We start from the raw sequence: 26735 nt of genomic DNA, 5'->3' as shown, positions 1-26735 counted from the left end.
GGTCGCTTCATTCCCGTCTGCCCGTCATGGGCAAACCGGTCTCTATGCCGTCAAACAGCAGGATCGAAAGAACAATCATGTCGTCGATTGCGATCGCCGTTGCCCAGCGCGCGAAAATCAAAAGCCGTAGCCGCCGTTTTTCGACCGTGTTTTCTTCAGTTGGGCGCGGCAAAGGCAGAGACTGGAAGCGCCGATCTCACGCGCTGTTGGCCGGTGTCAGTCTCGGTACGATGGTCGCGTGCGGCTGGCCGGCCCCGGCCGGTGCGCAGGTCTGGAAGGGCACGACGAGTACTGATTGGACGGTCGGCAGCAACTGGTCGACGGGCACGGCCCCGAACGGCACCGGCACGGTGACGATCAACACGAACTCGCCCAATCCTGCGGTGCTGGGTGTGTCCGGCGCGGCGAGTTCGACGATCGGCAACTTGCAGATGGGCACGACGACAGGCACGAGCGTGCTGACGATTCAGAACGGGAGCATGCTGTCGTCCAGCGTCACGACGGGCACGAACTACATTGGCCAAGCCGGAAACGGGACCGTCACGGTCACAGGCGCTGGATCGTCCTGGTCGAGTTCTGCCCAAACTCGAATCGGTTTCAACAATGGCAGTACAGGTACGCTGAACATCGCCAATGGTGCAAGCGTCAGTCTGGGAACCTTGAATTTCGGTGGGGCCGGTAGCGCGGCCACGGGGACGCTGAATGTCACGGGGGGCGGGACGCTGACCTCGGGCGACACATTCATGTTCGGATCGTTCACCACCAGCACCGCCAATATTTCCGGTGCAGGATCCAGCTGGAATGTGGGTGGATTTTTGACGGTCGGCAGGGGCCAGGGCAATTCAGGAACCGGCAGCGGTACGCTCAACGTGACAAACGGCGCATTGGTGACCGCCACCGGCATTATCACGATCGCTGGCAACAACCTGAGTGGAGCGGGAACCGGCACGGTGACCGTCTCCGGCGCGGGCTCCCAGTTGAACACCAGCGCGGCACTCAACATCGGTGCCTATGGCCAGGGTACGTTGACGGTTTCCAACGGAGCGGCTGCGACTGCCAATACGGTGACAATGACCGCCGTGGCGGCCTCAACGGCCACGCTCAACCTATCTGGGGGCAGCACCCTTTCCACGGGGCAGCTGACAGCCGGTCCAGGAACGGTGCAGGCCAATTTCGACGGCGCCACGCTGCGCGCCACCGCCAGCGGCCAAAGCCCGGCCTTCATCAGCGGCTTTACCGGCACCGGCCTCAACATCGCTGCTGGCGGGCTCACGCTCGATACCGGCGCCTTCAATGTCACCGCTGCGTCGCCGTTCAGCGGCACGGGCGCGCTCACCAAGATAGGCACCGGCACGGCGGTGTTCACCGGCAACAACAGCTACGCGGGCGGCACCACGATTTCGGCCGGCACGCTGCAGCTCGGCAGCGCAAGCACGTCGGGCAGCATCACGGGGGACGTGTCAAACAACGGCACGCTGGCCTTCGACCGATCGGACACCTACACCTTCGCCGGACTGATTTCCGGCAGTGGCGCGGTCAACCAGATCGGCTCCGGCACGACGATCCTGACGTCAGACAATGGCTACACCGGCGGTACGACGATCTCGGCTGGCACGCTGCAGCTCGGCAATGGCGGCGCGTCCGGCTCGATCAGCGGCGATGTGACCAACAACGGCACGCTCGCCTTCGACCGATCCGATACCTCTAACTTCGCCGGACTGATTTCCGGCAGCGGCGGGGTCAATCAGATCGGCTCCGGCACCACCGTCCTGACGGCCAACAACAGCTACACCGGCGGTACGACGATTTCGGCGGGCACGCTGCAGCTCGGCAACGGCGGTACGTCCGGCGCGATCACCGGCGACGTGACGAACAACGGCACGCTCGTCTTCGACCGCTCCGATACCTCGACCTTCGGCGGGCTGATTTCCGGCAGCGGCGCGGTCAATCAGATCGGCTCCGGCACCACCGTCCTGACGGCCAACAACAGCTACACCGGCGACACGACGATCGCGTCGGGCACCCTGCAGCTCGGCAACGGAGGCACGTCGGGCTCGATCAGTGGCGATGTGACCAACAATGGCATACTCGCCTTCGACCGATCGGACACCTACACCTTCGCCGGATTGATCTCCGGCAGCGGCTCGGTCAGCCAAATCGGCTCCGGCACGACTGTCCTGACAGCGAACAACGGCTATACCGGCGGGACAACGATCTCTGCGGGCACGCTGCAGCTCGGCAACGGCGGCGTGTCGGGCTCGATCATCGGCGATGTAACCAACAACGGCACGCTCGTGTTCGATCGTTCGGACACTTCCACCTTCGCCGGACTAATTTCCGGCAGTGGCGCGGTCAATCAGATCGGCTCCGGCACGACTGTCCTTACGGCCAATAACGGCTATACCGGCGGGACGACGATCTCCGCGGGCACGCTGCAGCTCGGCAATGGCGGCGTGTCGGGCTCGATCATCGGCGATGTAACCAACAACGGCACGCTCGTGTTCGATCGTTCGGACACTTCTACCTTCGCCGGACTAATTTCCGGCAGTGGCGCGGTCAATCAGATCGGCTCCGGCACGACTGTCCTTACGGCCAATAACGGCTATACCGGCGGGACAACGATCTCTGCGGGCACGCTGCAGCTCGGCAACGGCGGCGTGTCGGGCTCGATCATCGGCGATGTAACCAACAACGGCACGCTCGCATTCGACCGATCGGACACCTACACCTTCGCCGGATTGATCTCCGGCAGTGGCGCGGTCAATCAGATCGGCTCCGGCACGACTGTCCTGACAGCGAACAACGGCTATACCGGCGGGACAACGATCTCTGCGGGCACGCTGCAGCTCGGCAACGGCGGCGTGTCGGGCTCGATCAGTGGCGATGTGACGAACAACGGTACGCTCGCATTCGACCGATCGGACGCCTATTCTTTTGCCGGCGCGATCTCCGGCACTGGCACGGTGAGTAACCTCGGCAGCGGGATTACGACACTGTCCGGCATCAACAGTTACAGTGGCGCGACCAACGTCAATGCCGGCACCTTGCTCGTCAACGGCGACCAGTCGGCGGCGACGGGGCTTACCACGGTTGCGAGCGGTGCCACCCTCGGGGGTATTGGAACCATCGGCGGCGACGTTACAGTGACCGGTGGCGGCACGCTTTCCCCTGGTGCTGCCGGCAATGCCCCCGGCACCTTGACCATCAATGGTGCGCTGGCGCTCAACAGTGCCTCGAACATCAACGTCAATTTCGGCCAGGCGAACGCCTCCGGTGGTTCGCTCAACGACCTGATCACCGTGGGCGGCAATCTGACCCTCGACGGCACGCTCAATGTCACACAGACAGCTGGCGGCACCTTCGGCCCAGGCGTCTACCGCATCTTCAACTATGGCGGCACGCTCACCAACAACGGCCTCGATATCACCGATCCGAACTATTTCGTGCAGACGGCGGTGGCAAACCAGGTGAACCTCGTCAACTCGACGGGACTGACGCTCAGCTATTGGGACGGCGACGTCGGTCCGCATTCCAATAGCGTCATCGATGGCGGCAATGGCACCTGGCGGGCCGCGGGCGACCAGAACTGGACGGATGGTACCGGCCTCTTCGCCGCTCCCTTCGCCAATGGCAGCTTCGCCATCTTCCAGGGGGCTCCAGGCACTGTAACGGTCGACAACACCAACGGCCAGGTGCAGGCAGCCGGCATGCAGTTCGCCACGAATGGCTACGCAATCCAGGGCGGCGATGTCGAGCTGGTTGGGCCGCAGTCAACCATCCGCGTCGGCGACGGCTCGACGGCAGGTGCCGCCTTTGCCGCGACGATCGCCTCCAATCTCACAGGCAGCAGCGAACTCGTGAAGAGCGATCTCGGCACATTGGTTCTGTCTGGAAGCAACAGCTATACCGGCGGCACCGCCATCAATGGCGGCACGCTGCAAATATCCTCCGATGCCAACCTCGGTGCTGCAAACGGTCCGCTCAGCCTGGACGGTGCCACACTCACCAATACGGCATCTGTCGTCTCGAACCGAACGGTCACGCTCAACACGGGCGGCGGCACGTTCGATGCGCTGGATACCATCAGCCTCGGCGGCTCGGTCGGCGGCGCCGGTACGCTCACCAAGACAGGCAGCGGCACGCTGGTTCTTAATGGTGCCAACAGCTACCAAGGCGGCACCGTCATCAATGGCGGCACAGTCCAGGTAGCGTCCGACGCCAATCTCGGCGATGCGGCCGGCGCGCTCACTTTCAATGGCGGCGCCCTGCACACGACTGGGTCGTTCACCTCGGCGCGCGCAGCAACGCTCAGTGCCGGCGGCGGCATCTTCGACACCGACAATCTGACGACGCTGACGCTCCGCAGTGCCATTGGCGGGACAGGGGCTCTTACCAAGAGCGGCACTGGCACACTCGTGCTTGCCGCCGACAATAACTATGCCGGCGGCACGACGATCGCAGCAGGCACCTTGCAGCTCGGCAATGGCGGTGCGAGCGGCTCGATTACCGGCAATGTCGTCGATAACGGCACGCTCACCTTCAACCGCAACGACACCTACAGCTTTGGCGGGCTCATCTCCGGCACCGGCGGCCTCGATCAGAGCGGCAGCGGTGTAACGATCCTGACCGCCAACAACAGCTATGCCGGCGCGACGAATGTGCATACAGGCACGCTCATCGTCAACGGCGATCAGTCTGCGGCAACCGGGGCGACCACGGTGGAGGCCGGCGGCACGATTGGCGGCATAGGCACGATCGGCGGTAATGTCAGTGTGCTCGACAACGGCGCTCTCAATCCGGGCAATGTCGGTTCGACGCCCAGCACATTGACGATCAACGGCAATCTCACCCTTGCCGCCAACTCGACACTGAACTACAATTTCGGGCAGGCAGGCATGGTCGGCGGACCCTACAACGACCTGACCCTTGTGCACGGCAATCTGACCCTTGGCGGCCTCTTGAATGTATCGGAGACACCAGGAGGCAATTTCGGGCCGGGCATCTACCGCGTCATCAGCTATGACGGCACGTTGACCAATCTCGGGCTGGCCGACAACTCACCCAACTATATTGTGCAGACCTCGGTCGCAAACCAGATCAATCTAGTCAACATCGCCGGCCTGACTCTCAATTACTGGGACGGGGATGCCGGTCCCAAATCCAACGATCTTGTCAACGGCGGCAACGGCACATGGCGGGCCGCCGGCGACGACAACTGGACCGATGACACAGGGCATCTGAACGCACGGTTCTCCAATGGCAGCTTCGCCATCTTCGCCGGCACGGCAGGCACGGTCCAGGTCGACAATACCAACGGCCAGGTGCAGGCCGCCGGCATGCAGTTCGCAACCAACGGCTACACAGTACAGGGCGACAGCGTCACCCTTGTCGGGCCGCAATCGATCATCCGTGTTGGCGATGGCACGTCGGCAGGCGCCAGCTATACGGCGACTATCGCATCCGTCCTCCAGGGCAATTCGCAGCTCGTCAAGACCGATCTCGGCACATTGGTGCTGACCGGCGACAATACCTTTACCGGCGGCACCCGCATCAACCAGGGTACGCTGCAGTTTACAAGCGACGCCAATCTCGGCGCCGTGTCGGGGAACCTAATCCTCGATGGCGGCACGTTGCGCAACACGACGACCCTTGCGCTTGCGCGTGGCGCCACGCTCGGGGCCGGCAGCGGCACCTTTGAGACGATCGGCGACCTGACCGCTAACGGCGCGATCGATGGCGTCGGCGGTTTCACCAAGACGGGGGCTGCGGCGCTGACGCTGACCGGCGCCAACAGCTATGCCGGCACCACAACCGTCTCGGCTGGCAGCCTCTATGTCAACGGCAACCAGGGCGAGGCGACAGGCCTGACCTCGGTTCAAAACGGCGCCACGCTCGGCGGCAGCGGCACGATCGGCGGCAATGTTGCGATTGCCGACGGGGCGACGCTATCGCCCGGTTCCGCGAACGGCACGCCCGGCACGCTCTCCATCGCTGGCAACCTGACGCTCTCGGGCGGCTCGATCCTGAACTACAGCTTAGGCCAAGCGAATGCGCCCGGTAACTCCCTCAACGACGTGACGACCGTCGGTGGCAACCTAGTACTCGATGGCACGCTCAATGTGACTGTCCCGTCAGGCGGCATATTCGGCCCCGGTGCCTACCGCCTGTTCAACTATGCGGGCACGCTGACCGACAACGGTCTTTCTTTCGGATCGATCCCGTCGACGGACTACTTTCTCCAGACCGCCATCGCCCACCAGGTCAACCTGGTCAATACGGCCGGACTGACCCTGAACTATTGGGATGGCGGCTCCGGTGCGAGGGGCAGCGGGGTCATCAATGGCGGCGACGGGGTTTGGCAAGTCTCGACCGAAAACGACAACTGGACCAACAGCACTGGCGTCGTCAACGCCCCTTACCGCCAAGCCGCCTTTGCCGTCTTTGCCGGCAATACCGGCACGGTGACGGTGGACAACAGCCATGGTCAGGTGACCGCCTCGGGCATGCAGTTCATGACCGACGGCTATGTCATTCAGGGCGGCGCCATCGAGCTGGTCGGCGGCCCCACGACAACGATCCGTGTTGGCGACGGCACTAGCGCCGGAGCTGCCATTACCTCCACCATCGCATCGGAGCTTGCCGGCACCAGCCAGCTCGTCAAGACCGACGCTGGCACGCTGGTTCTGGCCGGGAACAATAGCTATACCGGCGGCACCACGATCGATGGCGGCACGCTGGTCAATCAAGGAACTATCGATCAGGTGACGGTGAATGCCGGCGGCACGTTCACGCAAGCGGCTGGCGGTGCAGGGGCGGTGACGGTCAATGGCGGCAGCACCGTCAATGTCGCGGGGGGCTCGGTTTCGGGGATGGTCGCTCTGACGCTTGCGGGCGGCGGTACGGCGAGCCAGGTCAATATCTCCGGCGGCGCACTCACATCCAGTGCCGGGCCGGCCATTCTCGCCGACGGCGGCAATGCGAACATCAATATCTCCGGCGCACCCAATCTCGGTTCCAGCAACGGCGATATTTTGCAGCTCACCAACGGCAGCAATGTCACCTTCACAGCCAGCAGCGCGACGCTGAACGGCAATATCATGTCGGATGCTTCCAGCACCGGCCTCGTCAACTTGACGAACGGCTCGGTCCTCTCCGGTTCGATCGATCCGGTGGCGATGACGATCGATGCATCCAGCCGCTGGAGCGTGACCGGCAATTCCTCGCTCACGACGCTGAGCAATGCCGGAACAGTCGCCTATGCCGCGCCATCCAACCCGCTCGACGCCTCGACCTACCACACCGCCACGGTCGACAATTACATCGGCAACGGCGGCGTGCTTGCTCTTCACACCGCGCTTGGCGGCGATGCTTCTCCGACGGACCGGCTCGTCGTAACCGGCGACACCTCCGGCACCAGCACCGTCAAGGTGATGAATGTCGGCGGCGCCGGCGCCCAGACGACGGACGGTATCAAGATCGTGAGCGTCGGTGGTGCATCGAATGGTGTCTTCAGCCTGGCCGGGGATTACACGTTCCAGGGACAGCAGGCGGTGATCGGCGGCGCCTATGCTTACCGCCTCTACAAGGGCGGCGTCTCGACACCATCCGACGGCGACTGGTATTTGCGCTCCGCCTATACGCTTCCGGCTGCTCCGACCGATCCCGTGCCGGCTCCGCAACCGCTTTATGCACCAGGCGTGCCGCTCTATGAGGCCTATGCCGGCGTCCTGCAGAGCTTCAACGAGCTCGACACCCTGCAGCAGCGCATCGGCAACCGGTCGTGGGGCAATGGTGAGGCCATGGCGCAGGGCACGGACATACTCGACCAGACGCCAGCGGGCGGAAAGGCCATCTGGGCGCGCATCGAGGCGGCACATTCAAAGTTCGATCCCGAGCGATCGACGACAGGCGCCGATTACACCGCTACGACATGGAAGTTCGAGGCCGGTCTTGATGGACTGTTCTACGACAGCGAAGCAGGCGCCTTGACCGGCGCGCTCTCCCTCCACTACGGAACGGTCTCGTCGAATGTTTCGTCGATCTTCGGGACAGGCTCGATCGATGCCAACGGCTATGGTCTCGGCGGCTCGCTCACCTGGTACGGCAATAGCGGCTTCTACGCCGACGCCCAGGCACAGGCGACCTGGTACGACACCGATCTCGCCTCCGCAACTCTCGGGAGAAAGCTCACCGAGGGCAATAACGGCTTCGGCTATGCACTCAGCATCGAGACCGGCCAGAAGTTCTCGCTTCACGACAATTGGTCGCTGACGCCGCAGGCTCAGCTCAGCTATTCTTCGGTGCGATTCGACGACTTCACCGACCCCTATGGCGCCCGCGTGTCGCTCGATGATGGCCAATCGCTGATCAGCAGGATCGGTCTTTCGGCTGATTATGAGAGTGGATGGAAAAATGCCGCCGGACAGATCAACCGATCGCATGTCTATGGGATCGCCAACCTCTATTATGATTTCCTCGACGGCTCGAACGTCAACGTGTCCGGTGCCAGCCTCGCCAGCAAGAATCAGCCCTTGTGGGGTGGAGTCGGGCTCGGCGGGTCATTGAACCTTGGCGGCAGGACCACCGTCTACGGCGAGGCCTTCGCCCGGACCAGCTTGGCCGACTTCGGCGACAGCAACGCCGCCGGCGCAAAGGTCGGCTTCAAGGTCAGCTGGTAGGGCTTGGCGGCCTTCAAATCCGAATGCAACGTGGAAAGGTTTTTAACGGTGGCAGGCTTCTCTTCTTCCAAATTCTCTTCAGTAGCTGTGGCGCTTCTTGCGCTGGCGGGCTCCGCATTCGCGCAGGATGGTGTTTCCAAACTGCCGAACGGCGCCTCGTCCCTGCAGGAGACCTATCAGGATTGGAGCCTCGCTTGCCAGAGCACTCCCCAGGCCATCTGCACCGTCTCACAGCAGCAGACGCAGCAGAACGGGCAGCGGGTGATGGCGATCGAACTCAGGCGAAACGCCGATGGAACGCTCGCTGGAAACCTCATCCTGCCGTTCGGGCTTGCCCTTGATGCCGGCGTCGTTCTACAGATCGATGACGCCGCACCGCAGAAGCCGCTTCGGTTTTCGACGTGCCTGCCGGCGGGGTGCCTCGTTTCTTTGGGTTTCGACGCAAAAGCCGTGGTTGCCCTCAAAACCGGCACGTCGCTTAAGGTCAAGGTTCAAGGCATGGACGCAAAGGAACTGACGCTTCCTATCTCCCTCAAAGGTCTTCCAGCCGCTGTCGACCGTCTCGCTGCGCTTGGAAGCAACTGAAGATCCAGCGGCCGAGATCGATCGCGATGCCGGCCACGGGATATCCTCCATGCGCGCGCCAGCGTGTTCAATTTCGCGCAGGATATGCAGTTTGGCCGTTGCTCCGTCGCGCGAGTTGGTGAGCATGCTCCGCAAGCGCTCCGGCTTCTTTCGATATCCAACAGCCGCATTCGGCGACAGCGGCTAATTTCCATACGATTCAAGCGAAGGGCTCTATAATGCCGGAACTATGTCGGCGCTGCTGAAAACACAAGCGGTCCGGATGGCAGCATCAGATTTCTGCCTGGCCTTCGAGGTAGAAAACGCAGGAACCCTCAAGCTCAACGCGCTCGCCGAAAGTACGGCAACGTAGCTCACCACCACGCGCGGAGGCCTGGAATGCGCGTAGGCTGGTTTTGCCGAGCCGGCTCGCCCAGTAGGGCGCGAGCGCGCAATGCGCTCCGCCCGTGACCGGATCTTCAGGAATGCCTTTGGCGGGGGCGAAATAGCGGCTGACGCAGTCATAACCATCGTCGCCCGGTGCGGTGACAATCAGGCCAGCCCGGCCAAGTAGGGTGACTACCCCGAGATCAGGTGCCAGTTTCCGAACCTGTTCGGCAGTTTCCATGACCGCGAGATAGTTATGCTGATCCACCAAAGTCTCGGTCGGGTTCTGCCCGATCGCGGCGGTCAGCGCCTCGGGCGTGGAAGTGGCAAGCATGGGCCGAGCCGGAAAGTCCATAACGTAGCTGTCCCCCGAACGGGAGACGACGAGCGGGCCGCTTGCGGAATGGAAGGTTACGACCTCCCGACCCGGCTCAAGCCGCTCAAGAACCACGGCAGCGCTTGCGAGCGTGGCATGGCCGCATAGAGGCACCTCAACGGTCGGGGTGAACCAACGCAAACGATAGTCGGCGCCGTCACGAACCAGGAATGCGGTCTCTGCGAGATTATTCTCGGCGGCGATGTCCTGCAGACGCGCATCATCGAGGAAGCTTTCGAGGATCATCACGGCAGCCGGATTGCCGCCAAAGCGCCGCCGCGTGAAGGCGTCTACCTGGAAAATCTGTACCAACATAAGTCTCCGTTCATTTGCTCCAGACAGCCGCTGATTGACCAAGCAGTCAATTCGCTTGTTGTCGCCGTGACAATTTCAAGGGACACGTCGATGCTTTGTGGCACTTGCTCCATAATGTCGCAATCACGACCTGGAACGCGAGTGCGGAACGCATCTTCGGCTTTTCGGCGGCTGAAGCGATCGGGCAGTCCATTCTCATTCTGATTCCCGAGGATCGGATACAGGAAGAGGATGCCATTCTTGAAAGAATCCGCCGTGGCGAGCGGATTGACGATTTCGAGACGGTGCGAAAGCGCAAGGATGGCAACCTTGTCGAGGTTTCTGTCACGATCTCGCCCTTTCGTGGAAAAAGAGGCAAAATCATCGGCGCATCGAAGATTGCCAGAGACATTTCGGAACGTCGTCGCCTCGAATATCGTCAAAAGCTCCTGCTCCGGGAAATCAACCACCGCATCAAGAATCTCTTTTCGGTAGCGTCGGCCCTGATTTCCCAGACCAAGCGTTCAGCACAAAGCGTGGACGAACTGGCAGACGGACTGCATGAACGCTTGGCGCTCTAACGCGCGCTCATGATCTCATCTTGCCTGACCTCATCGACGGCGAAGTGAACGGCAATCGCAAGACGACATTGTTTGCGCTGCTGGAAGCCATTGTCGCGCCGTTTCGCAATGCGTCGCAGACGAGGATTAAAATTGGAGGGACGAACATGGCTGTCGGAGGAACGGCTGTGACGTCGCTTGCGCGTACTTTTTCACGAGTTTGCGACCAATTCCGCCAAATATGGATGCCTCTCCGTCGAAGGCGAACTGTCCATCCAATGCTTGACTGAGGGACAAAACCTTCACCTGATCTGGGCCGAGACGGGTGTCCGACAATGGACGCCGCGCCTCGCGCAGAAGGTTTTGGCGGGCAGCTTGAACGGGCGATCGTTACGGCTGCACTCCGCGGACGAATTTCGCGCGAATGGAGCGCCTCCGGGTTGATCATCTCGATGCAAGTGGCGTTATCTCACCTCGGCACTTAGCCTGATCGCCAGACCTGCATTTCTCAAAGCCTTCGTGACCAATTAGCTCACTTCGCGGCAGCAGATCCGGCTTTATTCATACGCTGACGACCAACTCGTTGCTTTCGGTTGCCCGAGTCGAGTGTGCGGGCAGCCGGCAATAAATGCGAGGCACGAAAGAGGCGCGACTCGATAGACGTGTCTACGGCGATCATAAGAGCGAAGGTGATCTGCTCAAAATGGAGAGCCATCTCGACGAAGATCTTTTCCACCATTACACACGGGGGCGATCGGGGTTCGAATCAGCGAGCAACGGTGACGTCGAGAATAGGGCGTTCGTACCTAAAACGGCGGCGCTTGCGACCACATCTAAGGAGCTTAGGTGATGCAACTACTTCGGATGGCCATCGCAGCGCTAATCGCGATCACGCTCGATCAAGTTTCTAAGCTGATCGTTATCCAATGGTTGGATTTAGCGTCCCTTCACGTCCTTCCTGTGTCGCCACCCTATCTTCAGTTTTTGATGGCGTGGAACGAGGGCGTCGATTTCGGAATGCTCAACCACTACGCCAACCGTTGGGTATTGGCTGCATTCGATGTGCTTGTTTCGTTGGCGCTGATAGCTTGGGCGCGTAACACTACTGGCAGATTTATGCCGGTAGCGATAGGATTTGTCATTGGCGGAGCGCTCGGAAATGCCCTTGACCGGATCGCCTACGGCGCTGTGGCCGATTTCCTGAACATGAGCTGCTGCGGAATTACGAATCCTTACTCGTTTAATGTCGCTGACATTTTCGTCTTTCTCGGCATAGCCATGGCGCTGGTCTTCAATGGAAGAACGCCTAAGGCTCACTTCTGACTGAAAATTATTAGGAATTTACGGCGCCGCGACCTATGGAGCTGCCGGTGCCATAGATGAGTGCTGTCTTTATTGAATTGCAGCACGACTTTACCCACTTTTTCACTTCGCGTTGACCAACAATATCCGGGCTATCATCTCGTCCGTAAACAGCGTTTAAAGGTCGATTGGACCACCGCGAAATGAAAAAGCGCGTCAGAATCTCGCGATAATCATTACAATGCTGTCCATCCGGCGCGCCACGCATACTGTTCCTCGGTATGCCCATAACCGCCGACCTTAAATTAGGACAGGAGTCCCAATCACTGTCGTTGCTTCGGCTTGTGACATTCTCTGTCCCTCTTGGCTTCCTCCTCGCAGTTCGCCTGCTTTTCGGTGAGTAATTCCTGTTGAACCTGGCGCTGCCGCTCGATCTCCGGCGACTGGTTGATGTCGGCCGGTATCGGCGTTGGCGGATTCTGTTCGATGGAGCGCTCGGCGCGGACAGCGGCAAGTTCGATGGCGAGGCTCTTGTAACTCTCGGTGCCACTGATTGTCAGGCTACCCCATTTTTTCGAGGCAACCTAAATGGCGGCAAGCACAGCCTCGCGATCTTTCCATGTGTTGATTTCGACCTTGTCGCCATGATCCGTGAAGGCAACGGCTTGCTTGTCGGTGTCCTTGCGGGTGACATAGCGAATGACGGCGCAAGCTGTTCGGCCACAAACTGGCGGAATTCATACTTGATGGGAGCGACAAAACGGTCGCCCTCGACGGCGCCACGCCTCTTCTCGATGCCTTCCTGGATGGCTAGCATCCGCGCTTGCGACCCTCGGAGTTTGCCATGTAACTTGTCGATCTGCGGCTGCCGATCGGACGGCAGATGTTTCTTGATGATCTCCATCTGCTCGTTCATGTCGGCGAACGAGGCTTTTATAACGTCGAGATTTGCCATATTCCCGTCTCCTTCGTAAATTTGTCGATCAATTCCACGAGACGCGTCTCGGCCGACTGCGCCGAAACTTGCGGTCCCCTGCCTTGCGGCCCGTCATCACGCTGCTCAGTTCGTGAATCCTGATCGTAGGCGCTGCCTTCGTCCTTCTGCTCCATCAGGTGGACTGCTATCTCGCTGCGCCGGCGGAATTCGAGCACTTTCCGCCCGAATGGGTCCGGCGGAATAAACGTGCCCCGCCGGGTGACGCTGTCATCAAGAAGCACTCTGCGGCGCGGCCACGGTGCCGAGGCGGGCACTCGATCCCCAATCGGTCAATGCGATCCTCAAGCAGCGGGCGGCGATGGTGGGATTGGCGGTTGGGGAGTTTTCGGCGGACGGCTTGCGGTCGGGCAGCACGGGTTCTTTGATGGCAGGAGTCTGCCCACACCGATGATCGGATGCCGCCAATTGCCCGCTCGCGTCAAGATCGGCGTACTTATCGAGATGATGAAGCAATTTGCGTTTCTAATCTTGGCAACGGATTTAAGCACTTTTTTATCCATTCTTCTTAGCATTCGATGAGTGCTTGGGCGGCGTTACACCGCGACAGAGAGGTTAGAGCATGAAACTGTCCCAAAAGGTGAAGTCTATCGGTTTCAGAACATCGAGTGGGATGGCTTTATTGCTCATATCGGTTGTCCTGGTCGCGTTTGTCGGAATTCGCGGTATTGGAAGCTTGACAGGTGCCGTGTCTCAGACTGTCGATACTTCAAAGGTACTTATTGGAGCCAATAAGGCTGAAGGCGCCATCATCCAGTATCTTGTCAGCAAAGAACCCAAGCGGATCGATGAAGCAGTCAGCGCCCTCGACACGGCGCAAGCAATGCTCAATTCTCTGGCGCTGTCAAAAGAAGAAGGCTCGCAGCTCTCGGATGGCATCTCGATGATGTCGAATGCGGTCAAAGCTCTCGCAGTCTCTCAGGACGCGGTTCAGAAAGCAGCCGTCGCTCTGCGTGATGCGACCGGAAGCTTGGTTTCCTCGGCTGAGCAGGCTGAGAAGAGTGCGCAGGATGTCGCCAACCAGGCCGAGACCAATTCGAACAACGCATTGATTAGTCTAAACACCATCCGTATCCTTACCCAAAACGCCGGCAATTTCAGCGACGGGATGAATGCTGTCGAATTGGCACTGGTAAAAGGCTCCGCATTAGGTCGCCAGATATCGCCCGATCAGATCGCAGAACCCATGGCTCGTGCCCAGGTCAGCCTGGCTGAAGTTGTCAAGCTTGGAGGAACACCCGACATCCAGCCGATCGTCAGCAGCCTGGCAAACACCTTCGCGGAGATCCAGACAACCCTGTCGAAAGACAACGGCTCAGCTTTATCGTCGACGCAGGACTTTGCGCTTTTCGCCAAAATTTCCGCCACCTCTCAGAAGCTCAACGAGGCGCTCCGCAAATCGGCAGAAACGGAACTGGCCTCCAAAAGCGAGAAGGACAACGCGCGATCTAAAGCACGTATCGTGTCCGGAACTGCACGCAACTTCGCCACTGTGTTGAAGGATACCCTGGTTCAAGTCGAGCGATATCGCCTCCAACCCTCCGATGACGCCGCCGCGATTATCACTGCAGGCCTGGAAAAGGCGCAAGCTATGGGCGGCATGCTGGCCAAGACGTCCGGCAATGATATGACCGCCGAACTTGCCCAATTGGGCGAGACTGTCAACGCCTTGAAGACGAATTTGGCATCGTTCGATCAGCAGGCTTCGCTGGTCGTGTCGACATCACAAGGCGTCACCGAGGGTATTGTTAAGATCGCAGGCGAAATTGCGTTGAAATCCGAGCTCCAGGGTAATCAGGGTACGTCCTGGATGTGGGGGGCTGGCTTGTTCAGCCTCGTGCTGGCTATGGCGATTGCGTTCTTCATGGTCCGCTCGGTTGCACGGCCTATGATGCAAGTTGCGCAGGCAATGGCGCGACTGGCCAGGGGAGAATCTGACACGCATCTGGAGCTCGCCAAAACCGATAACGAAATCGGGGAGATGATCGGCGCTCTGCAGGTGTTCCAGGAAAATGACCGCGCCCGGATCAATGCCGAAGCCGAGGCCGACCGCGAAAGGCGGCAGGCGGAAAATATGCGGCTTGAACGTGAAGCTGAACGTATGACGGAAGCACAGGCGATGGAACACGCGTTCCGCCAGATTTCCAGCGGTCTGGATGCACTTTCCAAAGGAGACCTGACAGCACGCGTCGGAGCGGTCGATTCGAGATATGAAGGGATCAGAGACCACTTCAACAGTGCGGTTTCCACTTTGGAGGAGGCGATCGACGCTGTCATCCTGAGTGTCGGGACCATTCAGTCAGGATTGTTCGAAATATCAAGCGCATCCAACGATCTTGCCCGCCGGACGGAGCAGCAGGCCGCCTCCCTCGAAGAAACGGTTGCCGCTCTTGGCGAGGTGGCCACCGGCATCAACACCACTGCTGATGGTGCGGGCCACGCCGAGAAGACAGTCGCGCTCGCCAAGACAAATGCGGAAAGCGGCGGAGCGGTGGTGGAGCGCGCAATAAGTGCGATGAGCGAAATCCAGGATTCGTCCGCAAAGATCGGCAGCATCATCGGTGTGATCGACGAAATCGCATTCCAGACGAACCTGCTGGCACTCAATGCGGGGGTGGAGGCTGCTCGAGCCGGGGAAGCGGGCAAAGGCTTCGCCGTGGTCGCACAAGAAGTGCGCGAACTTGCCCAAAGATCTGCGGGTGCCGCTCGCGAGATCAAGGGGTTGATTTCAACCTCGACAGCTCAGGTCACAACAGGCGTCAAGCTTGTTGACGAGACGGGGATGTCGCTTAGGGAAATCTGCGAACAGGTGGGCGGCATTAGCGCCATCATAGACAAGATTGCGATGGCGGCCAGAGAGCAGGCCGTGAGCCTTCGGGAAGTTTCCATGGCTGGCGACGAGATGGATAAGGTTACGCAACAGAACGCCGCCATGGTCGAGGAGACAACCGCCGCATCACAAACTCTCGTGCACGAGACCGAAAAGCTGGCTCAGTTGGTTGCGCAGTTCGCAACCCGCCGTTCAACGCGTGTCGGACTGCGGACCGCGGCAGCGTAACGCCGAGGGTTGTTAATCGCCTTTTGATCCAGGCTGACTACACGACTGTCCGATGAAGGGCTCTTCTCTATTCGGCGTGTTCAGGTCAACCACTTTTGAGCTTTCAGCTTCTCGATTATTGATTATCGCACGAATTTTGATCCAGTTTTTCATTTCGGACGGATCCGCCCACACCGCAAGAAAATGTTTTCGATCAACACGAGAAACGCAATCAGTTGGTACAATGCGAAATGAAAAAGTCGTGCAAACCGAGCTGAAACTCAACAGATGCGGCCATTCCTGCCGGACTTCGCGCTCTTGAACCGCAGCGCTTCTGCAACCAGGTGCCATTCATGACGCATCTGGCTGAAAAGGGTATCGACATCTTCGACCGACAGGAGATCGGCACGCATGCCGAGGCCGGCCTGTGGGGTTCTATCCGTCACCACGGCCTAATGGGCAACACGGTGATCGTGTCTGACGACGTCGGCCAGTTCCGCGTCGGCAATCACGCGCTGTGCCGAGTAGGTGGGGACGTTACCATCACCACCCCTCACAGACCCGGACGAGCGGATTTCCCGCATCCGGTTCCTCATGGTAGAGCTTGGCTGACGGTGGCAAACTTATGAACGATCCTGGCCAGTGGCAGCGGGTGGCGTTTCAGGATCTCGTTGAGGCGCGCCCACCGGACGACGCTTTGGCGATCTCGCCGCGACAACCACTTCTGCCATATCCTCACGACCTGATTGGCGAACCATCGCACCCGTCGACTATTCCCACCAACACCATAGTAGGCGAAGTGGCCCCGCAGCATGGAGGAGAGGTGGCGATGCTGGTCGCGGATCGACCAATGCCGATTTTCACCATGTCTTTTCCTCTGAGCGACCGTCCCCATACGTGGGTCAGGCCGAGAAAGTCAAAGTTAGCGCCATCCGTTTCGGGATGCCGTGTGTGCTCCTTCTTTCGCGGGCGAAAGTCAACGAGGCGTGTCTTGTCGGGATGAAGCGTAAGCCCGAACCGTTCAAGACGCTTACCCAGCACTGCCAGGACCCGTTGGGCATCGACGATATTGTCGAATGCCATGACGGCGTCGTCGGCGTACCGTGCGAGGGTGCAGGTCCCGCGAAGCCGCGGTCGTACCTCGATCTCGAACCACTCATTCCAGCACATGGTGCAGGAAAATATTCGAGAGGCAGGGTGAGACCACTCTGTTGCGGAGCCGGCACGGGATCGGTCGGAGCAGCCGGAAGAGTATAGGCGGAGCGCAGATACCAGTCGCCATCAGCGGGCATCGAAACCCCTCCCTTGTAGAGACGATAGGCGTATGCCCCGCCGATCACCGCCTGCTGTCCCTGGAACGTGTAATCCCCGGCCAGGCTGAAGGTGCCATTCGATGCGCCACCGACCGTAACAATCCTGATGCCCTCCACGGTCTGCGCGCCGGCACCACCGACATTGATCACCTTGACGGTGCTGGTGCCGGAGGTGTCGCCGGTGACGACGAGCCGGTCCGTCGGCGAGGTATCGCCGCCAAGCGCGGTGTGGAGGGCAAGCACGCCGGAGTTACCGACGTAATTGTCGACGGTCACGGTGTGATAGGTCGAGGCGTCGAGCGGGCTGCGCGCGCTCCAGCGCGGCGGAGGAGACCGGGAACCATCGATGGTCCCGGAACCGCTCGATCCAGCGCCCGAGGAACCAGTTGGCCACCGATCCGGAGACGTTGCCGAAGCTGGCGACGGCGACGAGCAGGATCGTCGAATACCGTTCCGTGAGAATGAGGCCGACGAGGGCCGCCTCAGACTGCATCGGCAGGATGGTCGCGGCCGCGAATGCGGCGAGGAACAGTCCGCCATATGCGGCGACATCAAGCATCGGCCTATAGGTATTTCGTGATCGTCTTGAACTCGTCGATCGACTGTCGCTTGTCGAGCGGCAGGGCGCCGACCGTCTCCTCAAGGCAGTGGTCGAGATGGTCCTGGATCAGCGTCCGCTTAGCGTTCACGATCGCCTTCTCCACCGCCGAGAGCTGCTGGGCAATGTCTAGGCACGGCTTGCCGCCCTCGATCATGGCGATGACGCTGCGGAGGTGGCCTTCTGCACGCTTGAGGCGCTTGACGATTTCGGGATGGGTGGCATGCGTGTGCGGTTCGGTCATCGTGTCCATTTCCAGTCCAGAAGACTCTATCGCGGCTCTGGCCGACGGACGTTACGCCGCAAGAACCGCTGGGGGAAGGTCAGTGATGGTGCCCTTCCGGTTCTTCCATTCGGAACGGAAGGTCGTCGACCTCGATGCCCGCCATCAGCTTCAGCACGGCGTCGAACTCGTGCGGTTCGGCGGGCGCGACCGTGCTGATCAACGCATGATGATCCACGGAGGAGGGAAGGAGCGGCAACCGTTCCACGCCGCTTTCGCGGGCGATTTCGACGACCGCCTCCAGTCCATGCGCGTGCTTCGAGATAGAAAGCCGCATGCGCTCGCCCTCGGGCGTATCGATAATCTCCAGCAGTCCGGTCGCCAAACGGGAACTTACCGCGAACGGAGCCGGGGCATGGTGATGTCCGTGATCGGCCGCCGCGGGAACGCCGGCGGAATCGAGCTGGATGGTCGCCGTGGCGAGCGCCGGCAGGTGGGCGGTCATCTCGTTCCGGAGAGCGGTGACCAACGCATTCGCCTCGGCGACTGTCTTGGATGGGTCGACGGCGATGGTGACGTCGGCATGCAGCTTGTGGCCCAGCCACCGTGCCTTCACGTCCACGACCTGGTCGATTCCCTTGACGTGCTCTGCCGCGTGACGGACTTCCTCCGCCGTTCCCGGCTCCACGCCGTCGAGGCCGCGGGTGATGACGGACCGCGCCGACTGCCAGACGATGCCGAAGATCGCGATGGTAATCAGCAGACCGATGATCGGATCGGCGAGCGGGAAGCCCATCCAGACCCCGACCGCGCCGAGCACCACCGCCAGGCTCGTGAGGCCGTCGGTGCGGGCGTGGTAGCCGTCGGCGATCAGGGCGGCGCTGTTCATCTGTCTGCCCACGCGGATGCGGAACACCGCCACCGCTTCGTTGCCGATGAAGCCGATCACCCCGGCGGCGGCCACCGCCAGAAGCTGCGTGATGGGCTGCGGGTTCATAAGGCGGTCGATCGCCTCGTATCCGGCAACGATCGCACTGAACAGGATGATCAGGACGATCACCATCCCGGCAAGGTCCTCGACCCTGCCGAGGCCATAGTTGAAGGTCCTGGTCGGCTTCCGGCGGACGAGCGTGAAGGCGATCCAGAGCGGGATGGCGGTGGCGGCGTCGCCGATGTTGTGGATGGTGTCGGCCAACAGAGCGACGCTTCCCGAAGTGAAGACGACGACGAGCTGCAGCAACGCTGTGATCGCCAGGATGACGAAGGACCATTTGATCGCCCAGATACCCCGCTCGGAAGATGCAATGCTCGGATCGATGACGCCGTGCGTATGGCCATGGCTGCCCTCGTCTCCATGCGAATGACTATGCGAGCCATGGCTATGGCCGTGCGCGTGATCGGCGTGGCCGAAGCCGAACCATTGCTTGACGTTGGCGAACATTGCAGACCTCGAGTGCGATAGGTCACCTACCTATCCCCCTGGACGGGATGCGTCAAGTTGGAACGCCCGGGGCTATTCCGCGATTAGCGGCACGCAACCGGGTGGATCCGCCAGCGCTCAATCCTTGACGGGTTCGCCAAGTGTATGCATCAGGCGGTTCGCCCAGCCAAAGATCGCAGACGATAGGACAAGGTCCAGGGATTCAAGCTCGGAAAGGCCAACGTTGGCCAGATCCTGGGCGTCCGCCTGCGTAGCTCTCGGGGGCGTCGTCGACAGATGTGCAGAGAAGTCGAAGATCGCCTGCAGGTGCTCGTCGAGTTCCGCGTCGAGTTCATCGGCGAAGATCGCGTCGATCACCTCGGTCCGCTTGGTATAGTTGATGAACCGGGACGCGTGGACGGCGGCGCAGTAGACACATCGATTGACGACAGACGCGGCCGTGGCTCCCAACTCGCGCTCGCCCAATGAAAGCCCGTCCTTCCCATACATGATCAGATTGAACAGTGGGGAGCGGACCGCAAGCGATTCCGGGTCGTGTGCGAGTGTCAGGACATAGGTCGAGATGCCCTTGTTGGACGGGGTGACCTGCATCGCTTCGCGCTGTTCCTCGGTGGCTGTCTCAAGGTCGACCGGAACAACATATGGCTGCCAGCGCGGAACCGTGGTGGTGAAGCTGTGTACGACTTCGCTCATTGTCTTGCTCCGATCAGCGCCAATCCTGCGATGACGCGCACCTGGTAGTTCACGAAGGCGGCCAACTCCGAAAGGCGGACGATGTCGGCGTCGCCAACGCCGACGCTTCGTAATGTTTCGATGTGGCCACGGGTCGAATCGCGCGGCGCCAGCGTCAGTCGGTCGGCGTGACGGACGATCTCGGCGGTCCGGCCGTCATCCACGTTCGTGCCGGGTTGCGCGAGCAACGCCGTTGAATCTTCTGCGGCCCGTTTCACCAGTCCGTCGTAGTGATCGGCGAGCGCTTCGTTGCCGTTGTGCCGGGCCATGCGCGCGGCAAGAGCGGCTCGCAAACCGTGGGACAGGCCGCCCGGATCACGGGGAAGGAGCACGGCGTCGTGCGCGGCCTCACTCAGGCGCAGGATCTCAGCACGCTTCTCCATCGCTTCGGCAAGGGCCGAGCCAGGCCTTACGGCGGCAAGAGTTTCGATGAGTGTCAAGGGGAAGCTCCTTTGCATCTCGCGGAGAGCACCAGATAGGCCTCACCATTGTCCATGTCAAATTAGCATGACCGGTGGACTTCCATGTGAAATAATTATCTATTGTCCAGTGATTTAATGGAAAACTCATGCTTTAATAACATGAAGGACAATGGTTGATGTCTTATATGCATAGCAACTCGATCGACGTCCGACAGCTTGAAGCCTTCGCGGCGGTAATGTCCGCAGGGAGCGTAACCGGCGCGGCTCGTCTGCTCGGACGTTCGCAGCCAGCAGTTTCCCGACTGATCCAGGACCTGGAGGCCGATCTGGGCTACGCGCTTCTTCACAGAAGCAGCGGGCGCATCCAGCCGACCTCGCGCGGGCTGCGCTTTCATGCCGAGGTGGAACGTCATCTTGCCAGCCTCATCCATATCCGTGAACGGGCGGAGGCGATCGGCCGTGACGAGCCGGCGACGCTGACAGTGGCCGCGACGCCGTCGCTCGCCGCCGGGATCCTGCCGCAGGCGCTGGCAGCCGTCCAAGGCGATCTCATTCCCCGTCATCTCCACGTCCAGGCACTCGCGGCGGAGAATGTGGTTCAGGCGGTGGTCGCCCGCTCGGCGGATCTCGGAATATCAAGCCTCCCGCTGGAACATCCCGGCCTCGATATCCACTGGATCGCGGAAGCGCCCTGCGTCATCGCCATCGGTGCAGACGATCCTTTGGCCGCGGACGAGGTCGTGCGCCTGGCGGATCTCGCAGATCGCCGGATCATCACGCTCGCCAATCCTTACCGCCTCCGTCATCGCATCGATGAAGCGCTCGAGCGGGCAGGGGTCGCGCCGGAGCGCATCATCGACGTGAACGCTTCGCTGACGGCGCTTTCGCTCGTCCGCGCCGGACTAGGCGTCGCCATCGTTGAGCCGGCCACCGTCTGCGGCGTGCCGTTGGACGGCATCGTCATGCGCGCAGTCGACCAGACCGTTTCGTTCCTGTTTGGCGCGATCTCCGCTGCGGCACTACCGCTCACGCCGACGGTCACCGCAGTGATCGACGCCGCACGGATGCAGGCCCTTTCGATGCCCGGCTGCCGCCTGCTGGAGGCAAACGGAACGGATGCGCTGGCTGACACCGTCTACGGGCAAGCCATCGTTTCTGAAGGAACGCCCACATGAGCGACCTTTCCACGCTTCCTGATAACCTCGTCGCGCTCGAGGAGCGTCTGCGCCAGGACCTTTCATGGTTGGAGTTGCCCGCCAAGGCTTGGGTTCCTGCTCGTGAAGCCGATGGCCAGAATGTCGTCGACGTTGTCATCATCGGCGGCGGCATGGCGGGACTCGTTGCCTCCGGAATGCTGAAGCGCCTCGGCGTTGCCAACCATCTTGTCCTCGACAAAGCGCCCGCAGGGCAGGAAGGGCCGTGGGTCACATTCGCCCGGATGCGGACGCTTCGTTCTCCCAAGCAGCTTACCGGTCCCGCGATGGGACTGCCCGCTCTCACGTTCCGCGCCTACTACGAAGCGCGCTTCGGCCGGAAGGCGTGGGTCGCGCTCGACCGGGCGCCGCGTGAAATCTGGATGGAGTATCTCATCTGGTATCGGAAGGTGCTGGAGCTGCCCGTAAGGAACGGCGTTTCGGTTCACGCGATCCTCGCCCGCGAGGACGGCATGCTTGATGTCGTGTGCAGTCAGGATGGTGCGAAGGACACGATTATTGCGCGCCATGTGGTGCTGGCGACTGGGCGCGATGGCCTCGGCGGTCCGTTCGTTCCTGATATCGCGGACCAAGTCGACCGTAAGTTCTGGGCGCATACCGCCGACGAAGTCGATTTCCCGGCGCTCCGCGGCAAGCGGGTGGGGGTGATCGGAGCTGGTGCATCGGCCATGGACAATGCCGCGACCGCTCTCGAAGCCGGGGCCGATCGTCTCGACATGTTCGTACGGCGCAAGGAGCTGCCGCGGATCAACAAGTTCACCGGCATCGGCAGCCAGGGCGTGGTACATGGATTTGCCGGGCTGCCAGACGAATGGAAGTGGCGCTTCCTGAACTATGCCATGGGCCAGCAGACGCCTCCGCCGCGGCCGAGCGTCCTGCGGGTCAGTTCGTTCGAGCAGGCTCACCTTCATCTCGAAAGCCCGATCACCGCCCTGCGGCAGGACGGCGACCACGTCGTCGTGACTACGCCGCGCGGCAGCTATCCGGTCGACTTCCTCATCTTCGGTACTGGCTTCAAGATCGACTTGGCCAATCGGCCGGAACTGGCCGCCTTCGAACCACACATCCGTCTCTGGCGGGACCGCTTCCCGACGCCATCAGGAATGGAAAATGGAGAGCTCGAAGGGTCGCCCGATCTCGGAGACACGTTCGAGTTCCTTGAGAGGGAACCGGGTTCGTGCCCGACCTTGGCGAAGATCCATTGCTTCAATTTTCCGGCGACGCTGAGTCACGGCAAGCTGACGGGCGACATCCCGGCAATCAGCGAGGGCGCGGACCGCCTGGCACGCGGGATCGTCAGATCACTCTTCGTCGAAGACCGCGAAAAGCACTTTGCAAACCTCCAGGCGTTCGACACGCCGGAACTGCTCGGCGACGAGTGGGCCGATGACGATACCGAAGCGCTTCCCGAACTATCCTCCGAAAGGACCTGAGACCCGAAATGCTTGAGATCAAGAACCTGAAGCTGTCCTACGGCAGCACCCAGATCCTGAACGGCGTCGATCTCTCGGTGAAACGAGGCGATGTGGTTTCGATCATCGGTCCGAGCGGGACCGGCAAGACGACGCTCTTGAAGTGCATCAATCACCTGGCGAAGCCAGCGTCCGGAACCATCGCTTTCGATGACATCAGGATGGACTTCGCACGCCCGGACAAGGCGGCCGTACAGGCGATCCGCCTGCGCACGGCGATGGTGTTCCAGCAGTTCAACGTCTTCAAGAACATGACGGTCATCCAGAACGTGATGGATCCGCAAGTCGTTGTGCAGGGCAAGTCGAAGGAAGAGGCTCGCAGCATCGCGCTGCAGGAACTCGAGCGGGTAGGGCTTTCCGACAAGCTCGACCACTATCCGTCCCAGCTTTCCGGCGGTCAGCTCCAGAGAACGGGCATTGCCCGAGCACTCGCGGTCAAGCCGGACGTGATGCTCTTCGACGAGCCCACATCCTCGCTTGATCCCGAGCTCGTGAACGAGGTGCTGAAGGTGATCAAGGATGTAACGTCCTCGGGCATCACTTCTCTTCTCGTCACGCACGAGATGCAGTTCGCGAAGAATATCTCGAACCGCATCGTCTTCATGGACCGGGGTGTCGTCGCAGCCGACGGCAGTCCGTCCGAAATCTTCGATAGCCCTTCCAACCCGCGCCTCGCTCAGTTCCTCAATTCCGAACGCGCGATTCAGTAAGAAAGGACGCCTGACATGACTTCTATGAGTTCAATCTCTCGCCGTGGTCTCGGTCTCGCCGTAGCAGGCGTCGCGATCGCATTCGCAACCGCCTCGTTCGCAGAGGACGTCCGCACGATCAAGATCGCCACCGCGGCTGAATCCAAGCCGCTGTCTTGGGGCGCGATCGGTGTGGAGCCGCAGGGCTACGAGCCGGACGTGCTGAAGGCCGTCAACGCCAAGCTTCCCCAGTACAAGTTCGTGATGGAGGGCGCCGCCGACATCGCGCAGGAGACTGGCCTTGCGACGGGCAAGTACGACGTGGCGACGGGCGGCTACTACCGCGCCCCGGCTCGTGAGAAGCAGTTTCTCATTCCGGAAGCTCCGATCGGCGCCAGCCTGATCAAGATCTACAGCCGCAAGGACAGCGGCATCAAGGAAATGAAGGATCTGGTCGGCAAGAAGATCGTACCCGTGACGGCCGGCGGCGGGATCTACAAGTTCGCGACGGCTTGGCAGGAAAAGAACCCCGACTACAAGATCGAGATCACCGCTTCGAGCGCAGGCATCCCTTATCCGGACCGTCTGAAGGAAGTCGAGAACGGCAAGTACGATGCGCTCGTCCTGCCGTCGAATCTCGGCGAGCAGACGGTTATCGACGAGCAGAAGCTGAACGTGCAGGCGAGCGAACCAGTCGCGATCAACAACACCTTCGTGCTGATCCACCGTTCGGAAGAGAACAAGGCGCTCGCCGACGGCTTCGACAAAGCGCTGAAGGAACTCAAGGCCGACGGCACGCTCGCCAAGCTCTCGCAGAAGTGGTTCGGCGAGGACATCACCACGTACATGAAGTAACGCCCGGCTTCGAAGCCGGCGACGTGGCCATAGTCTGAAACAAGGAGTGTTCCATCGTGGACCTTTCCGTCATGATACCCGAGCTTTTGTCGGCCCTGCCGCTGACGCTTGCGATCACCTTCGTGGCCATGGCCGCCGGCTTCGTGCTGGCGTTGATTGCAACGACCTTCCGTGTGCGCAGGATTCCGGTGATCAGCCACCTGGCTGACCTCTACGTCTCCTACGCCCGCAGCGTCCCCGTCGTCCTGCAGTTGTTCGTCGCATTTTATGGCCTTCCGGTGCTTGTCGGCGTATTTGGTATCGACGACTTCGTCTCGCCGACGATCGCCGCCATGCTTGGCCTCAGCCTCTATCACGGCGGCTATCTGTCGGAGGTCATGCGTCCGGCCTATCTCGCCGTCGAACGAGGCCAGCACGATGCTGCCGATAGTCTCGGCTACACATTCCGTCAGAAGCTTTTACGCGTGGTCGCTCCGCAGGCCGTCCACATCGCGCTTCCGGGCTATGGCAATTCGATTATCTACCTGATCCACAACGTCGCGCTCGTGATGTACATCGGCGCCGCCGACGTCATGGCGACCGCGCACCTCGTCATGGAAAGGGACTACAACCAGTATCAGTTCGAAACCTACCTCGTATTGGCGGTGCTCTATTCGGTCCTCTGCCTTGCCGCTTGGCTGATCGTCCGCTTCTTCGAGCTTCGTTCCGGCAAGTTCGCCCCGAGTGCTGCGCCCGTGAGGGCGCCATTGATGGCAAGCGTCTGATCCAAGGAAGGAGCCCACCATGTTCGATATCGAAGTTCTTCTTCCCGACCTCTGGGACATCCTCTCCGCAGTGCCGCTGACGCTTGCCATGGCCCTCGCCATCTTCGTCTTCTCGACGATCATCGGCAGCCTGTTCGCCATGGTCGAGTACCGACGGACACCCGTCCTTCGCCAGCTCGTTGTCGCCTACAAGGTGGCGTTCAAGGGCGTCCCGATGGTAGTGGTGATCTTCCTTGCCTATTATGGACTTCCGTCGACGCTGCAGTTTCTGACGTCGATGGTCGGCGTCGACTACAACGGTCATTCGACGCCGAACTGGGTGACGCTCATCGTTGCATTGACTGCCTGCGTCGCGGCTTTCCAGGCCGAAGTGGTCAAGGGCGCGCTGAACTCGTTCGACACGGGACAGGCGGACGCCGCCTATTCGCTCGGCTACAAGAAGAGCCAGCTCTTCCGCCGGGTCATGCTGCCGCAGGTGATCGTCGCGGCCATCCCGGATCTCGCCAACTCGTTCATGGTGATCATGAAGGCGCTGTCGCTTGGCTTCGCCATCGAGGTGGTCGACATCTTCGCACAGTCGCAATTGACCGCGGCGCTGAACTTCTACTACCTCGAAGCGTTCCTCGTCGCCGTGGTGATCTACATGGTGATCGCCTATGCCGTAACCCAGATCGCTGACAGGACCGAGCGGGCCTTGAGGGTGCGAACTTAAATTAGGACCTTCGCGATATCCTCGGTTTGCCGCTGAAACCGTTCCGGTTTGCGGTCGATGGTGCCTCGGCCATCTTTCCCTGGCACTGCTGTTGAAGGCCGCACCGTC

Annotated in this window: 21 protein-coding genes and 2 pseudogenes; 11 read left to right on the top strand and 12 right to left on the bottom strand. The window is 60.9% G+C overall.

Features of this window, described 5'->3' with window-relative positions; translation table 11 throughout:
• Positions 1-77 precede the first annotated feature (77 nt).
• Positions 78-8678, top strand: a complete 8601-nt coding sequence (locus tag QA646_RS30505; RefSeq protein ID WP_283061118.1) for an autotransporter-associated beta strand repeat-containing protein — start codon at positions 78-80, stop codon at positions 8676-8678.
• Positions 8679-8708: 30 nt separating this feature from the next.
• Positions 8709-9263 (top strand): invasion associated locus B family protein, encoded by a 555-nt coding sequence (locus QA646_RS30500; protein ID WP_283061117.1) that lies wholly within the window; start codon positions 8709-8711, stop codon positions 9261-9263.
• A gap of 271 nt (positions 9264-9534) precedes the next feature.
• Here the strand turns inward: QA646_RS30500 and QA646_RS30495 are convergent, their stop codons facing one another.
• Positions 9535-10320 (bottom strand): PhzF family phenazine biosynthesis protein, encoded by a 786-nt coding sequence (locus tag QA646_RS30495; protein WP_283061116.1) that lies wholly within the window; start codon positions 10318-10320, stop codon positions 9535-9537.
• Positions 10296-10769, bottom strand: coding sequence for a hypothetical protein (locus QA646_RS30490; protein WP_283061115.1), 474 nt, complete (start codon positions 10767-10769; stop codon positions 10296-10298). Before QA646_RS30490 ends, QA646_RS30495 begins: the two co-directional genes overlap by 25 nt.
• A gap of 939 nt (positions 10770-11708) precedes the next feature.
• On the opposite strand from QA646_RS30490, the gene lspA reads away from it, so the two are divergent.
• Positions 11709-12182, top strand: a complete 474-nt coding sequence (gene lspA, locus QA646_RS30485) for a signal peptidase II (RefSeq protein WP_283061114.1) — start codon at positions 11709-11711, stop codon at positions 12180-12182.
• A 535-nt stretch (positions 12183-12717) separates the two neighbouring features.
• Here lspA and QA646_RS30480 read toward each other — a convergent pair.
• Genes QA646_RS30480 through QA646_RS30470 form a run of 3 tightly spaced genes read right to left on the bottom strand, consistent with a single transcriptional unit; the run spans position 12718 to position 13611 of the window.
• Positions 12718-13116 (bottom strand): hypothetical protein, encoded by a 399-nt coding sequence (locus tag QA646_RS30480; protein ID WP_283061113.1) that lies wholly within the window; start codon positions 13114-13116, stop codon positions 12718-12720.
• The gene (locus QA646_RS30475; RefSeq protein ID WP_283061112.1) at positions 13095-13379 is read right to left on the bottom strand and encodes a hypothetical protein; all 285 of its coding nucleotides are present in this window, start codon (positions 13377-13379) and stop codon (positions 13095-13097) included. The genes QA646_RS30480 and QA646_RS30475 overlap by 22 nt, the downstream gene beginning before the upstream one ends.
• The gene (locus QA646_RS30470) at positions 13369-13611 is read right to left on the bottom strand and encodes a hypothetical protein (protein WP_283061111.1); all 243 of its coding nucleotides are present in this window, start codon (positions 13609-13611) and stop codon (positions 13369-13371) included. Before QA646_RS30470 ends, QA646_RS30475 begins: the two co-directional genes overlap by 11 nt.
• A gap of 106 nt (positions 13612-13717) precedes the next feature.
• Between QA646_RS30470 and QA646_RS30465 the strand changes: the two genes are divergently transcribed.
• Together QA646_RS30465 and QA646_RS30460 are read left to right on the top strand one after the other, a co-directional pair.
• Positions 13718-16213 (top strand): methyl-accepting chemotaxis protein, encoded by a 2496-nt coding sequence (locus QA646_RS30465; protein ID WP_283061110.1) that lies wholly within the window; start codon positions 13718-13720, stop codon positions 16211-16213.
• Positions 16214-16545: 332 nt separating this feature from the next.
• On the top strand, positions 16546-16821 hold the full coding sequence (locus tag QA646_RS30460) for a hypothetical protein (protein ID WP_283061109.1): 276 nt from the start codon (positions 16546-16548) through the stop codon (positions 16819-16821).
• A 106-nt stretch (positions 16822-16927) separates the two neighbouring features.
• Here the strand turns inward: QA646_RS30460 and QA646_RS30455 are convergent, their stop codons facing one another.
• The 7 genes and pseudogenes from QA646_RS30455 to QA646_RS30425 form a co-directional block, all read right to left on the bottom strand.
• Positions 16928-17275, bottom strand: coding sequence for a hypothetical protein (locus QA646_RS30455; RefSeq protein ID WP_283061108.1), 348 nt, complete (start codon positions 17273-17275; stop codon positions 16928-16930).
• A gap of 176 nt (positions 17276-17451) precedes the next feature.
• Positions 17452-17886: pseudogene (locus QA646_RS30450) on the bottom strand (autotransporter outer membrane beta-barrel domain-containing protein); the annotation flags it as partial.
• Positions 17810-18064 (bottom strand): annotated as a pseudogene (locus QA646_RS30445) (DedA family protein); the annotation flags it as partial. The pseudogenes QA646_RS30445 and QA646_RS30450, both read right to left, overlap by 77 nt.
• Positions 18065-18068: 4 nt before the next feature.
• Positions 18069-18347, bottom strand: coding sequence for a metal-sensing transcriptional repressor (locus QA646_RS30440; protein ID WP_097600902.1), 279 nt, complete (start codon positions 18345-18347; stop codon positions 18069-18071).
• Between the two features lie 79 nt (positions 18348-18426).
• Positions 18427-19767 (bottom strand): cation diffusion facilitator family transporter, encoded by a 1341-nt coding sequence (locus QA646_RS30435; protein ID WP_283061107.1) that lies wholly within the window; start codon positions 19765-19767, stop codon positions 18427-18429.
• Positions 19768-19884: 117 nt separating this feature from the next.
• Positions 19885-20460, bottom strand: a complete 576-nt coding sequence (locus QA646_RS30430; protein ID WP_283061106.1) for a peroxidase-related enzyme — start codon at positions 20458-20460, stop codon at positions 19885-19887.
• Positions 20457-20939, bottom strand: coding sequence for a hypothetical protein (locus QA646_RS30425; RefSeq protein ID WP_283061105.1), 483 nt, complete (start codon positions 20937-20939; stop codon positions 20457-20459). Before QA646_RS30425 ends, QA646_RS30430 begins: the two co-directional genes overlap by 4 nt.
• A 158-nt stretch (positions 20940-21097) precedes the next feature.
• On the opposite strand from QA646_RS30425, the gene QA646_RS30420 reads away from it, so the two are divergent.
• The 6 genes from QA646_RS30420 to QA646_RS30395 are packed head-to-tail and all read left to right on the top strand — an operon-like array spanning position 21098 to position 26627.
• Complete coding sequence (locus QA646_RS30420; protein ID WP_283061104.1) at positions 21098-22096, top strand: LysR family transcriptional regulator; 999 nt, start codon at positions 21098-21100, stop codon at positions 22094-22096.
• The gene (locus QA646_RS30415) at positions 22093-23568 is read left to right on the top strand and encodes an NAD(P)/FAD-dependent oxidoreductase (protein ID WP_283061103.1); all 1476 of its coding nucleotides are present in this window, start codon (positions 22093-22095) and stop codon (positions 23566-23568) included. The genes QA646_RS30420 and QA646_RS30415 overlap by 4 nt, the downstream gene beginning before the upstream one ends.
• An 8-nt stretch (positions 23569-23576) precedes the next feature.
• Positions 23577-24317 (top strand): amino acid ABC transporter ATP-binding protein, encoded by a 741-nt coding sequence (locus QA646_RS30410; RefSeq protein ID WP_283061102.1) that lies wholly within the window; start codon positions 23577-23579, stop codon positions 24315-24317.
• 15 nt (positions 24318-24332) lie between these two features.
• Positions 24333-25151, top strand: a complete 819-nt coding sequence (locus QA646_RS30405; protein ID WP_283061101.1) for an amino acid ABC transporter substrate-binding protein — start codon at positions 24333-24335, stop codon at positions 25149-25151.
• A gap of 56 nt (positions 25152-25207) precedes the next feature.
• Positions 25208-25915 (top strand): amino acid ABC transporter permease, encoded by a 708-nt coding sequence (locus QA646_RS30400; RefSeq protein ID WP_283061100.1) that lies wholly within the window; start codon positions 25208-25210, stop codon positions 25913-25915.
• Positions 25916-25934: 19 nt separating this feature from the next.
• Positions 25935-26627 carry an amino acid ABC transporter permease gene (locus QA646_RS30395; protein ID WP_283061099.1) on the top strand — a complete coding sequence of 231 codons (693 nt, stop codon included), beginning with the start codon at positions 25935-25937 and terminating at the stop codon, positions 26625-26627.
• Positions 26628-26735: the final 108 nt, after the last annotated feature.

This window comes from Rhizobium sp. CB3090 (genome assembly GCF_029714285.1).
Lineage (GTDB): Bacteria > Pseudomonadota > Alphaproteobacteria > Rhizobiales > Rhizobiaceae > Rhizobium.
The sequence above is the reverse complement of the archived record's forward strand: the minus strand, read 5'-3'. Positions and strand labels throughout refer to the sequence as shown.